We start from the raw sequence: 12,254 nt of genomic DNA on the forward strand, positions 1-12,254 counted from the left end.
CCTTAGACATCCTTCACGGTTTTAATTTGTTGTTGTAACCATTGCAATGCCATGATGACAGGGGCGTTTTTTAGCCGACCATTGGTCAGCAAGTTTGGAATTTCCTGATAATCAAGAATGTGTAATTGAATATTCTCTCCTTCATCTGGCATACCAAACACGCCACCTTCCTGTGGTAACGTGGTGCTCGCACTATATAAGTGGAACAATTCTGCGCATGCACCCGCAGATGGATAAAAACTGAATAAATGTTGTAATTCTTTTAATTCACAGCCCGATTCTTCCAAAGCTTCACGACGAATGCAACTTTCAGGTGATTCATTGCCATCTAGCACGCCTGCAATCACTTCGAGTTGCCAAGGCGAGTCGCAATCATCAATTGCACCAATACGGAATTGTTCAATCAGGGCAAATTTTTGTTGTGGTGCATCATAAATGAGTACCCCAGCCGCTTCAGGGCGTTGAATGAGTTCACGCTGAAGGACTGGGGTATATGTAGTTTGATTAAACAAGCGATGGCTCAGGCTGACTTTTTCAACCTGAATAAAACCACGATACAGGTATTCACGTTGGTGAATCTGTGCATCGTGTTGTCCATAAGTTGCTTGTTGAATAATCTTCATAAACTCTCATCAGGATGAGCAAAGCATGATTTCATCCTAACTGAGATTTGATTGAATACAAACGCTTTTTAAACAATTTATAGCTTATGGTACAATTTTTGACCATGTTCCTGATAAGCGGTTTTCATGGCTTTGAGACCTGATTCTACCTCTGCATCTACTTGCTCTGTTTTGTTCGCAGCATTTTGATTTTGTGCATAATCTCTCACGTTTTGGGTGATTTTCATGGAGCAGAACTTTGGTCCGCACATTGAACAGAAGTGTGCAGACTTATGCGCTTCTTTTGGCATGGTTTCATCATGCATGCTGCGTGCGGTGTCTGGGTCAAGGCTCAGGTTGAACTGATCTTCCCAGCGGAATTCAAAACGTGCTTTAGACAGCGCATTGTCACGGGCTTGTGCACCTGGGTGACCTTTGGCAAGGTCAGCCGCGTGGGCTGCAATCTTATAGGTGATGATGCCGTCTTTGACGTCTTTTTTGTTTGGTAAGCCCAAATGCTCTTTTGGTGTCACATAGCACAGCATTGCTGTACCGTACCAGCCAATCATCGCTGCACCAATGGCAGAGGTAATGTGGTCGTAGCCTGGAGCAATATCAGTGGTTAATGGGCCAAGTGTATAGAATGGTGCTTCTTTACAGACCTCAAGTTGCAAGTCCATATTTTCTTTGACCATGTGCATTGGCACGTGTCCTGGGCCTTCAATCATCACTTGCACATCATGTTCCCAAGCACGGTGGGTCAATTCGCCCAAAGTACGCAGCTCGCTGAACTGTGCTTCATCGTTGGCATCTTGAATACAACCCGGACGTAAACCATCACCTAAGCTGAACGATACATCGTAAGCTTTCATGATTTCGCAGATTTCATCAAAGTGTGTGTAAAGGAAGTTTTCTTCATGATGCGCCAAACACCATTGCGCCATGATTGAACCGCCACGCGATACAATACCTGTTAAGCGATTGGCCGTGAGGGGTACATAACGCAATAACACGCCTGCGTGAATGGTGAAGTAATCCACACCTTGTTCAGCCTGTTCAATCAGCGTGTCTTTAAAGATTTCCCAAGTGAGGTCTTCGGCAATGCCATTTACTTTTTCTAAGGCTTGATAAATAGGAACAGTACCAATTGGCACAGGTGAGTTACGGATAATCCATTCACGGGTTTCATGGATGTTCTTACCTGTCGATAAGTCCATGATGGTGTCTGCACCCCAACGGGTTGCCCAAGTCATTTTTGCGACTTCTTCATCAATACTGGAACCTAGTGCCGAGTTACCAATATTGGCATTGATTTTCACCAAGAAGTTACGGCCAATAATCATCGGTTCACATTCTGGGTGGTTAATGTTGGCAGGGATAATTGCACGGCCTTCAGCCACTTCCTGACGTACAAATTCTGGCGTGATTTCGGTTAGATTTTTAGCCCCGAAGTTTTGACCTGGGTGCTGACGCATATCGACCCCTTCGCGCTGACGCTGGTTTTCACGAATCGCGATATATTCCATTTCTGGGGTGATGATGCCTTGTTTGGCATAGTGCATTTGGGTTACGTTTTTGCCCGCTTTGGCACGACGTGGCTTTTGAATATGCGCAAAACGAATTTCAGCGGTGCGAATGTCACGTAAGCGTTCTTGACCAAATGCAGAGCTCAGAGTTTCTAGTTTTTCGGTGTCTTGGCGTTCTTCAATCCAGCTGTCACGAATATTTGGTAAGCCTTTGTTTAAGTCAATTTCAACATTTGGGTCGGTATATACACCTGAAGTGTCATACACCATGAGCGGTGGATTGTGCTCACCGCCTAAACCTGTTGGAGTGTCGGTCAGTTCAATTTCACGCATTGGCACCTGAATGTCTGGGCGTGAGCCTTGAATATAGACTTTTTTCGATGCAGGCAAAATGCGGGTTAAATCTTTGGCATCTTGCTCGTGTTGAGCAGAAATGTCAGCAGGGGATAGATTCGTTAATTGGTTCATTGCAATGATCCTGAAGAATGAAATCAACGAATCAAGCACGACCAAAAACATTGCAATTGAGTTGTTGAAACTTTAATAGTTCAACATTAACCGTGTGGCGGGGTTTTTAGGTGGCTTGATTCCTACGCAGGTTTTAACCTGATCAGGTTCAACGGTACTTGGGTTTAAATCTGTGTTGCAGACCTTTGGGCAAACAACAAAGAATGGACACAATCTCAGCGAGGAATTACTCGCGCTCCGTCAAGCTGTATAAATAGTAGCACGTTGTTGGTATAAAAGCAGGCTTCGCGCGGCTTTTATTCTTTGATGCCTAATGACAAGTATTTGAGCTTTAAGCGACTTTGGATAATTAGCGAGTAATACAAACGGCATCACTAAAACAATCGCGTTTTGCATGGATGGAGATGTTCTTTAAATTTAAATATTGATGCAACTGTGCATGTACTAAAGCATCATCGCCATATTCACGCTGTTCACGTGCAGTGGGCTGTGCTGCAATTTCAGTGAGTCGTTGTTCACTGCTCATGTGTAAAAAGGCAAGGAATTTACGCGCTTGCTGTGCTAAGGGAGATTTTTGCAACTTTGCCAGTTTTTTAATTTCAAATAATACGGCAGGTTGGATACTGTATTCATCGACATAATCCTGAGAAACAGGACTGTTGACTGTGCCTTTAAACAGCAGCAAGGCATACACTTCGGCTAGATAACGTGCATCCCGTATAAAGTGACTTTTAGGATAACGCTGCACGTAATCTTCCCAAAATAAGGCGCGTTCAGTCAAATCGGCAGCATCAAGGGTGAGTCCACCATCACGCAGGCTGTGCTGCATATTGTCATTGGCCATTCTTTCAATAAAAATCTGCTCGGCATCGGGCATGTAAGGCGCAAAAATAATGGCTAAGTATTGCGGGCTTCGACGATAAACCAACTGTGCTTCACCTGCATCGTATAGCTCTAAATAGGCTTGTCCCTTATGTTTCAATAAATATTGATCACGCAAGGCAAAGTTTTCAAAATGACTTTGCTGAATGGTCGGATGCTGTGCCATATCAAAAGCGTGTTGGTCAAAGGCAGCTTGTTCTGCAGCGCTGCGTTCTACATGCAAAAAGCGTTGATACATTTGGGTCGAAAGATTGAGCAAATTTAATTGCTCATTCAAAGGCAGCAAGGGTAGGCAGACTTTTAAATCCTGATTAATTTGTTCTAGCGCAAACGTGGTGCGGGTATTGTCAATTTGCTGCATATTGTGCTGAATATTTTCACACATTTGGGTCAAATCCACAGGCTCGCTGGCACTGGCCTGTACCTTTGGTGGTTCAGCTACGGGAGGTGTATCTGAATTTTGGCAGGCGAGCAAATACAGACAACTGCCAAGCAGTAGGGCAAGTTTACTGGCGCGAAGAAATTTAACCATTACAGCAATTCAACATGAGTATTCATTCATCATCTAGTGCCTTCATTTAGGCACTATGGATTCCAAAAATTCAAAATGAGTCATTCATACCAAAATTCTAAATTTAAAATATCCGCTGTGAGGCACACGGTTTTAGAAGCTTGGGTCGAAGGACGAGGGGAGAGCTTGCATTGTAAAGTCAAAGCCACGGAGTAAATTGTAGTATTCTGCTAGAGTTTGGTTACATGCCTGTGAGTAAGTACCACTTTATGCAGCGATTGTTAGCACGTGTATGGCTTTGCTTAATTATTGCAATGAATTGAAATAATATGAAAAATTATCAAAATTAATGAAAGTCATACGAAAAAAATGCAAATTCGCTTTAGTATGGGCGGTGTAAAAATACATTGCAGTAGGATTGACGAAATTACAGAGTGGGTTGATCGAAAAATAATGAAAAAAATGATGTTAGTAACATGCTTATGTTGGATGAGTTCAAGCGCTTTTGCTTTGGATTTAATGCAAGCCTATCAGCGTGCTCAAAATAGCGATCCGACTTGGCGCGCACAGCAATTACAATATCAGGCCGATCAATTAAATTTAGGGCTTGCGCAAGGCAATTTACTGCCAACTGTGACTCTGTCGGGCAATATCACCCGTAAAAGTCAGGAAATGAGTCGAGTCAATATTGCCAGTTCCTCGCCAGAGCTTTTAAGCAGTTCATCTTCAACTTCACGTCAAGTCGCGTTAACAGCACGTCAGCCTTTATTTCGTTGGGATGCTTGGCAAGCCCTGAAACAAGTCAAAACCTCGTTAAGCCTGAGTGAAGTCACCTTACGTTTACAACAACAGCAACATATTTTGAATGTATCAGAAGCGTATTTTAATGTGCTGAGACAGCAGTCTTTAACAACAGCATATTTACAAGAAGAAAAAGCTTTGTTGGAACAGCTCAATATGATGAATGCCAAACTGCGTGAAGGTTTGGTGGCTAAAAGTGAAGTCAGTGAAGCCAATGCGCAATATCAAAATGCACGAGCGAACAGGATTGGAACACATGTGCAGTTGGTTTTGGCACAAGAGCAGTTGGCACAATTGATTGGGCCATATCAAGAAAGTTTGGCAGTTTTGCGAGATGACTTTCAATTTCAAAAACCTGTGCCTGAAAGTTTAGAGGCATGGTCGCAATTGGCACAAACTCAAAATTTGGCTATTCAACAGGCACGTTTGCAGCGACAATATGCCGAAGATGCACGTCGGGTTGAACAAGCAGCACGTTATCCGCAGGTAGAAGCTGTGGGCAGTTATGGTTATGCCAAACAAAGCCCTGAAAGTATCATGTCGCCCGATGGTCAGTTCGACCAGGTCGGGATTGAAATGAACTGGAATGTGTTTAGCGGTGGGCGGGTCAATAAAAATGTGCAAAAAGCAGTGGTTTTGGTACAGAAATCTGAAGCCGAGCTAGATGCAGCAATCCGTAAAGCCAATACCGATGTGAAACAGGCATATTTACAAGTCGAAACTGATCAAGCCAAATTGCAGGCGCGACAGGCTGCAATGAATTCAGCAGATTTAGTGGCACGAGCATCCAAAGCGCAATATCAGGAAGGTTTAAAAACCATGGTGGATGTACTGTTGGCACAGCGTAACGCCTTTTCTGCCAAGCAGGATTATCTCAATGCACAGTATGACTATTTGAAGCATGTGTTACAGTTGAAAGCAGCCGTTGGGCAATTGACTGAACAAGATGTGCAGGAAATGAATGCTTGGTTGATTCGGAAAGCCATATAGGGTCTGTTGACATTTCATAAATGGCTTGCGCTGTAGGCTAAAACTGAGCAGATCAGGCATGAAACGCAGGGAATAGCGAGACTATTGCCAAGTTTCATAACGCAATCTGAGAAAGTTTTAGCCACATGAGCAAGAACAAAGCGTTGCTTTGTTTGCTGCGCAAGGGGGCGAGCATATTTTTGCTACTATTGCTTTATGAGTCAGTCATTTAGAATGACTAAATTTCCTGTCCCATGCCTTATATCAGCTAAAAAATATGCGTTGCCGCAAACATAGACGAAATGTCAACAGACCCAAGTCATTTTGTCATCTGAATGGCTTATGCTGTTTAAAGACAGAAACGATCAGACTTGAGAGTTTGGTGAGAAAATGTCATAAAAACGTCATCATTGCTGTGCTTTAATATTCAATCATTGCGTCAGTCTATCCTTTTGTTGTGGAGTGTATTCCTTGAGTACGAATAATCCTGTGTTAAGTCACCATATTTCTTCTCAGTTCAATGAAGATTTGCAGGATGTAAATACCAAATTTATGGCCATGGGTGGTTTGGTAGAGCAGCAGGTTGCCAACTCGATTCACGCACTCTTGGATACCGATGCAGCCTTGGCGGTAGAAGTTCAGTTCCAAGACAACGTTGTCAATCGCATGGAAACCGAAATTGATGAAGCCTTAACTTTGATTTTGGCGCGTCGTCATCCAGCCGCAATTGATTTGCGTATGGTGATTGCCATGTCTAAAGCCAATACTGACTTAGAGCGTATTGGTGATGAAGCTGCAAAAATTGCCCGTATTGCCCAAAACTTATGTGAAGAAGGTGGTTCGCCACGCGGCTATATGGAAACACGTCATATTGGTAACCAAGTGCGCGTCATGATTCACGATGCACTCGATGCTTTTGCGCGTTTAGATGTCGATCAAGCACTGCGTGTTTTACTTGCCGATGCCGATATTGACCGTGAATATCAATCTGCAACACGTACTCTTATGACGTATATGATTGAAGATCCGCGTCATATTTCACGTGTGATTAATGTGATGTGGGTGTTACGTTCATTAGAGCGTATTGGTGACCACGCACGAAATATTTCAGAACAAGTGATTTATATGGTCAAAGGTTTTGACGTACGTCATACCAGCGTCAAAGAAATTGAAGAAAAAGTACAGGAACGCTAAGTTCAGCTTTTTTTTTGAATATTCAGCCTCATCTAATGATGGGGCTTTTTTTTATGGCTTGAATGAGTCTTTTTGATTTTTGCTGATCTTTAAGATTTTGAAATAACCTGAATTTTGGATAAAAAAAATCTCAGACTTTGGGGGAAATCTGAGATTGAAATCGGGGATATTTATTATAGTGAGAGATAATTGCTTATCTCCTTGAAAATAAGTATAGGGAAATCACACTCAAGAATCATGTGGTTTATTGTAGTGGAATGTAGCGTTTTATATGCAAATGTATTTTTAAATTACATTATTTTTAGTGTGATTATTTTTTTAAATTATTCTTTTTGAAATCAATAATTAATCTATTGTTAAGTGTTTTGTTGTGACTATAAAATATACGCTTCAATCGAGAAATAAAAATAGGAAATTAGCTTAATTTTTTGAATCTATTTTCATTTATTTAAAGTACTGTTGTTGTAATTCATCATAAATAAGATTATAAAAAAAGAGCCTTCGTAAAGACTCTTTTAATGATAATGCGAACAAGGTTTGAATTTTCTAAAATGAAAAACAGTACTTGGATTAGTTTTGAGGTTTTAAGCCTTCTGCGACTTCCAAGCTGGCATCATTGTTGAGAAACTTCTCGCGTTGTTCTTCCAAAAACTTTTTCGCATCGGCTTCAAACACATTTAAACGCTTTTCGTTAATGAGTGTAGTTTGGTGTTTGAGCCATTCTTGCCATGCCTGCTTAGACACGGTTTCAAACAGTTCCTGACCTTTTGCACCTGGAAATGGCGCAAAATCCATCGCATCCATTTCCTTTTCATATTTACGACAAAACACTTGTTTAGACATAGCGACTTCCCGGTTAGGCATAAAGTTGGGCAAGACGTGCTTGAGCACGTTCAATTGCTGCAGCGACTTGTGCAGGTGCAGTGCCACCAATATGATCACGTGCATTTACAGAAGCCTCAAGGGTTAAGGCTTTTTCAAATACATCGGCTTGAATCAAATCAGAGAATTGTTGTAATTGCGCTAAGCTCAGTTCAGACAGGTCTTTACCTTCTTGAACACCCAAGGCTACGGCTTTACCTACAATTTCATGCGCATCACGGAAGGCCACGCCATTTTTCACCAAGTAATCGGCAAGGTCGGTTGCGGTAGAGAAACCACGCAATGCTGCTTCACGCATTTCTGCAATATTTGGTACTAAAGCAGGAATCATATCGGCAAATGCCATGAGTGAGCCACGTACGGTATCAATTGCATCAAATAAAGGTTCTTTGTCTTCTTGGTTGTCTTTGTTGTAAGCCAAAGGCTGACCTTTCATCAGGGTTAATAGGCTCATTAAATCGCCATAGACACGACCTGTTTTGCCGCGCACCAATTCAGGTACGTCTGGGTTTTTCTTCTGCGGCATAATGGATGAGCCTGTGCAGAAACGGTCTGGAATATTCACAAACTTAAATTGTGCCGATGTCCATAAAATCAGCTCTTCAGACATGCGTGACAAGTGCATCATAATTAACGATGCAGCGGCATTAAATTCGATCCCAAAATCACGGTCTGATACTGCATCTAGCGAGTTTTCAGATATAGCTTCAAAGCCAAGTAGTTCTGCGGTATAAGCTCGGTCAATTGGGTAAGTCGTGCCTGCTAATGCAGCAGAACCCAATGGCATGCGGTTGACACGTTTACGACAGTCAATTAAACGCTCTGAGTCACGTACTAACATTTCAAACCACGCCATCAGATGGTGACCAAAGGTCACAGGCTGTGCGGTTTGCAAGTGAGTAAAACCAGGCATAATAGTGTCAGTATTTTTTGCAGCCAGTGTCAAAATACCGTGTTGTAGTTTTTTTAATAATTCTAAAATGGCATCAATTTCATCACGGACATAGAGACGAATATCGGTTGCCACTTGGTCATTACGGCTACGACCAGTGTGTAGTTTTTTACCTGTAATGCCAATACGCTGAGTTAAACGTGATTCAATGTTCATGTGCACATCTTCAAGATCAATGCGCCATTCAAATTGACCTGCTTCAATTTCGGCCTGAATGGTGTTTAAGCCCTGAACAATGTCATCACGCTCTTCGCTGGTGAGTACGCCCACTTTTGCCAACATGGTGGCATGTGCAATTGAGCCTGCAATATCTTGTTTATAAAAGCGTTGGTCAAATTGAACAGATGCTGTAAATTCAGCAACAAATGCGTCAGTAGCTTCAGAGAAACGACCGCCCCACATACCCGAAGTTTGGGCTTGTGACGGATTTGAGGAATTAGAAGATGTGGTCATATCGGCTCAATAAAGTAAAAAGCGGTAATTTGGACAAGAGTATAACAAATTCAGATTCACTTGCCGAAGAACAAGCCAATCAAACTTTTGCTGATACGCAGGCAGAACAGAATTATGTGTATTTTTTTACGAAAATAGGGCGTTGGCAATATCTAATTGAACTATTTATTGGCAGTAATGCTTTGGCAATGGTTTTGGCTTTGGCTGAAGCACAGGGCTGGCAAGGTTTAAGTTTTACTCGGGTGCTGCAATATATTTTGTATATCAACTGGGTGGTGTTGTGTTTTGCGGCTTTGGTTGAATTTTTTCAGGCACGTTTTTTACGCATGGGCTTGGCGCTGTCGTTTATGGTGAGTTTTATCTTGCTGCAAGCCATCGTATTGGTCACAACACTCAGTTTAAATACCTTATTGCATTTTGGGCAAAATTTTCATTTACAGCAGTTTAATCTGGCTGAATTGATGCATGGGATTGGATTGCATTTGAGTTATGGTGTGATTTTGGGTGCATTTTGTTTTCGTTATATTTATGTGCGAGAACAAGCCATTCAGCAGCGGCATAGTGAATTGCAAGCGCGGGTGCATGCTATGCAGGCTCGTATTCATCCACACTTTTTGTTTAACAGCTTAAATAATGTGATCAGTCTAATTGCAATTGACCCTGATAAAGCCGAGCAGATGCTGCTGAATTTATCTCGTTTATTCCGTGCCAGTTTGCAGGAATTAAAACTGGTGAGCCTGAAAGATGAGATCGAACTTTGCCAACGATATTTACAGATTGAGCAAATTCGTTTGGGTGATCGGCTGGCGGTAGAATGGAAAATTGAACAACCGCAACTGCTCAGTCAGGTACAAATTCCGTTATTAACTTTACAACCCTTGCTAGAAAATAGTATTTTTCATGGAGTTGAAAAAGTTTTAGCAAAGAGTACGATAAGTATATTGATCGAAATATTGCAAAACCAAGTCAATATTGTCATTACAAATCCGTATGTCAGCGATAAAATAAATTTAAGATCTGGACATGGGATTGCACTGCAAAACGTGGAACAGCGCTTAAAAGCGTATTATGGACGCAGTGTTACTTTCAAAAATTATGCGGGGGATGGTATGTACACCACGGTGCTGCAATACCGTTATAAATAAAATAAGCTGTGATTGCTCTGATTTTTCTAGACTTGATAAAAATAAAGTTATTGACTTAAAAAGGAGGAAAAATGGACATCCTTATTTGTGATGATGAGCCTCTAGCTAGAGAGCGATTATCACGTTTGGTCACTCAACTGGGGCATCATGTGGTGGCAACGGCAGCTCATGGGCAACAGGCGATTGAACTGGCGGATGAACATCAGCCGGATGTCATATTATTAGATATTCAAATGCCGGGAATGGATGGTCTAAGTTGTGCTCAGCATTTACGTGAGCTTGACCCTATGCCAGCCATTGTGTTTTGTACCGCTTATGATGAACACGCACTTGATGCGTTCAAATCCAATGCAGAAGGCTATTTGTTAAAACCGATAATGCAACAGGAATTGCAACAGGTTTTAGATCATTTAACAAAACTCACGCAAGCGCAGATGAGTCATTTAAAACAAAAAGAAAATATGGACGAATTAAAAATAAAACGTCACCAAATCGCGGCGAAAACTTATCGCGGTGTAGAGTTGGTGCCAATAGAAAATATCTACTATTTTTTAGCCGATCAGAAGTATGTCACTGTGCGTCATAAAAATGGCAGTGTCCTGATTGATGAAACGCTGAAAGATTTAGAAACCGAGTTTGGTGATCAGTTTATTCGGATTCACCGAAATGCCTTAGTGTCGATTCAGTTTTTGGAGGGGCTAGAAGTGGTCAATTCAGGACAATATCAGGTACGTTGCCGTGAGCTGGATGAGCGTTTAGCCGTCAGCCGCAGACACCTGCCGTTGCTGAGAGAACGCATCCAAAAACTCTAATTTTTGTGCAGAATCCAGCATTTTTTGTAAGTGGATCAAGCAATCGGTAGAGAAATAGACTTGCATTTTTAGGGGATCAGGTTAAGTTTAGATGAACAAAATTGATCTTGCTTAGTCACTATGATGAAAACCCTGAAAATTGCAACTCGACAAAGCCCGCTTGCGTTATGGCAGGCAGAACATATTCGTGCCCGCTTGGAAGCACTGCATGCCGATTTAACCGTTGAGTTGGTGACCTTTGTCACGCAGGGCGATAAAATTTTAGATACCCCATTGGCAAAAATTGGGGGCAAGGGACTGTTTGTTAAGGAATTAGAAGCTGCTTTGATGGATGGTCGTGCCGACTTGGCGGTGCACTCCATGAAAGACGTGCCGATGGCACTGCCTGAGGGCTTAAGTTTGGCGGTCATTTGTGAACGTGAAGACCCGCTCGATGCCTTTGTGTCGAATCACTATGCCAGTTTTGCAGATTTACCACAGGGCGCTAAAGTTGGAACCTCAAGCTTGCGCCGTAAATGCCAAATTTTAAAAGCACGTCCAGATTTAGAGATTATTGATTTACGTGGCAATGTGGGTACGCGCTTGTCTAAGCTAGATGATGGTCAGTATGACGCGATTATTTTAGCCAGTGCAGGATTAAAGCGTTTGGGCTTGGCAGAGCGTATTCGTCATACCATTCAGCCTGATGTGAGCTTACCTGCCGTTGGGCAAGGGGCTTTGGGTCTGGAATGTCGTAGCCAAGATCAGGCGGTGTTGGATTTAATTTTGCCGTTAATGCATGCCGAAACCAATGTCTGTGTACGTGCCGAACGTGCTTTTAATGCCTACTTGGAAGGCGGTTGTCAGGTGCCAATTGCAGGCTACGCAACTTTGCAGAATGGTCAGTTGCAGATTGAAGGTCGTGTTGGTAGTGTCGATGGGCAAACCATTCTTAAAGCTGTGCAATTTGGCGCACCTGAACAGGCTGAAATGCTAGGTGAAGAATTGGCAAAAGCTTTATTGGCACAAGGTGCGGGTGAATTGCTCAAAGCCTTGTATCAATAGTCCATATTGCGCC

At 42.3% G+C, this 12,254-nt stretch carries 10 protein-coding genes and 1 riboswitch; of the genes, 5 read left to right on the forward strand and 5 right to left on the reverse strand.

Annotated elements, in window-relative coordinates; genetic code table 11:
• Nucleotides 1-2: 2 nt before the first annotated feature.
• From C3Y93_RS10970 to C3Y93_RS10980, 3 genes are all read right to left on the reverse strand, one after another.
• Complete coding sequence (locus C3Y93_RS10970) at nt 3-623, reverse strand: NUDIX domain-containing protein (protein ID WP_004975729.1); 621 nt, start codon at nt 621-623, stop codon at nt 3-5.
• Between the two features lie 77 nt (nt 624-700).
• Nucleotides 701-2,596: a phosphomethylpyrimidine synthase ThiC gene (gene thiC / locus C3Y93_RS10975; protein ID WP_096901934.1), complete on the reverse strand. Its 1,896-nt coding sequence runs from the start codon at nt 2,594-2,596 to the stop codon at nt 701-703.
• 102 nt (nt 2,597-2,698) lie between these two features.
• A riboswitch (TPP riboswitch) is annotated at nt 2,699-2,846 on the reverse strand.
• A gap of 99 nt (nt 2,847-2,945) precedes the next feature.
• On the reverse strand, nt 2,946-4,010 hold the full coding sequence (locus tag C3Y93_RS10980) for a hypothetical protein (RefSeq protein WP_104852921.1): 1,065 nt from the start codon (nt 4,008-4,010) through the stop codon (nt 2,946-2,948).
• A 432-nt stretch (nt 4,011-4,442) separates the two neighbouring features.
• On the opposite strand from C3Y93_RS10980, the gene C3Y93_RS10985 reads away from it, so the two are divergent.
• Both C3Y93_RS10985 and phoU read left to right on the forward strand, forming a co-directional pair.
• Nucleotides 4,443-5,780, forward strand: a complete 1,338-nt coding sequence (locus C3Y93_RS10985; RefSeq protein WP_104852922.1) for a TolC family outer membrane protein — start codon at nt 4,443-4,445, stop codon at nt 5,778-5,780.
• A 450-nt stretch (nt 5,781-6,230) separates the two neighbouring features.
• Complete coding sequence (gene phoU / locus C3Y93_RS10990; RefSeq protein WP_004975736.1) at nt 6,231-6,953, forward strand: phosphate signaling complex protein PhoU; 723 nt, start codon at nt 6,231-6,233, stop codon at nt 6,951-6,953.
• Nucleotides 6,954-7,523: 570 nt separating this feature from the next.
• On the opposite strand, the gene C3Y93_RS10995 is transcribed toward phoU, so the two are convergent.
• Entirely contained in the window at nt 7,524-7,796 is a 273-nt protein-coding gene (locus tag C3Y93_RS10995) for an oxidative damage protection protein (protein ID WP_104853281.1), read from the reverse strand.
• 13 nt (nt 7,797-7,809) lie between these two features.
• Nucleotides 7,810-9,240: an argininosuccinate lyase gene (argH, locus tag C3Y93_RS11000; RefSeq protein WP_171287400.1), complete on the reverse strand. Its 1,431-nt coding sequence runs from the start codon at nt 9,238-9,240 to the stop codon at nt 7,810-7,812.
• Between argH and C3Y93_RS11005 the strand changes: the two genes are divergently transcribed.
• The 3 genes from C3Y93_RS11005 to hemC all read left to right on the forward strand — a co-directional run bounded on the left by C3Y93_RS11005 (nt 9,231) and on the right by hemC (nt 12,241).
• Nucleotides 9,231-10,385: a sensor histidine kinase gene (locus C3Y93_RS11005; protein WP_104852923.1), complete on the forward strand. Its 1,155-nt coding sequence runs from the start codon at nt 9,231-9,233 to the stop codon at nt 10,383-10,385. The genes argH and C3Y93_RS11005 overlap by 10 nt on opposite strands.
• A gap of 71 nt (nt 10,386-10,456) precedes the next feature.
• Entirely contained in the window at nt 10,457-11,197 is a 741-nt protein-coding gene (locus C3Y93_RS11010; protein ID WP_104852924.1) for a LytR/AlgR family response regulator transcription factor, read from the forward strand.
• Nucleotides 11,198-11,320: 123 nt separating this feature from the next.
• The gene (gene hemC, locus C3Y93_RS11015) at nt 11,321-12,241 is read left to right on the forward strand and encodes a hydroxymethylbilane synthase (protein ID WP_104853283.1); all 921 of its coding nucleotides are present in this window, start codon (nt 11,321-11,323) and stop codon (nt 12,239-12,241) included.
• The last annotated feature ends 13 nt before the right edge of the window (nt 12,242-12,254 follow it).

It is taken from the genome of Acinetobacter sp. SWBY1, assembly GCF_002946595.1.
Classification (GTDB): domain Bacteria; phylum Pseudomonadota; class Gammaproteobacteria; order Pseudomonadales; family Moraxellaceae; genus Acinetobacter; species Acinetobacter towneri.

What these genes read in the sequence shown, in the direction of transcription:
- C3Y93_RS10980 (WP_104852921.1), bottom strand. Translation starts at nt 4,010, where the DNA reads ATGGTTAAATTTCTTCGCGCCAGTAAACTTGCCCTACTGCTTGGCAGT.
- C3Y93_RS11005 (WP_104852923.1), top strand. Translation starts at nt 9,231, where the DNA reads ATGTGGTCATATCGGCTCAATAAAGTAAAAAGCGGTAATTTGGACAAG.
- hemC (WP_104853283.1), top strand. Translation starts at nt 11,321, where the DNA reads ATGAAAACCCTGAAAATTGCAACTCGACAAAGCCCGCTTGCGTTATGG.
- C3Y93_RS11010 (WP_104852924.1), top strand. Translation starts at nt 10,457, where the DNA reads ATGGACATCCTTATTTGTGATGATGAGCCTCTAGCTAGAGAGCGATTA.
- C3Y93_RS10985 (WP_104852922.1), top strand. Translation starts at nt 4,443, where the DNA reads ATGAAAAAAATGATGTTAGTAACATGCTTATGTTGGATGAGTTCAAGC.
- thiC (WP_096901934.1), bottom strand. Translation starts at nt 2,596, where the DNA reads ATGAACCAATTAACGAATCTATCCCCTGCTGACATTTCTGCTCAACAC.
- C3Y93_RS10970 (WP_004975729.1), bottom strand. Translation starts at nt 623, where the DNA reads ATGAAGATTATTCAACAAGCAACTTATGGACAACACGATGCACAGATT.
- C3Y93_RS10995 (WP_104853281.1), bottom strand. Translation starts at nt 7,796, where the DNA reads ATGTCTAAACAAGTGTTTTGTCGTAAATATGAAAAGGAAATGGATGCG.
- argH (WP_171287400.1), bottom strand. Translation starts at nt 9,240, where the DNA reads ATGACCACATCTTCTAATTCCTCAAATCCGTCACAAGCCCAAACTTCG.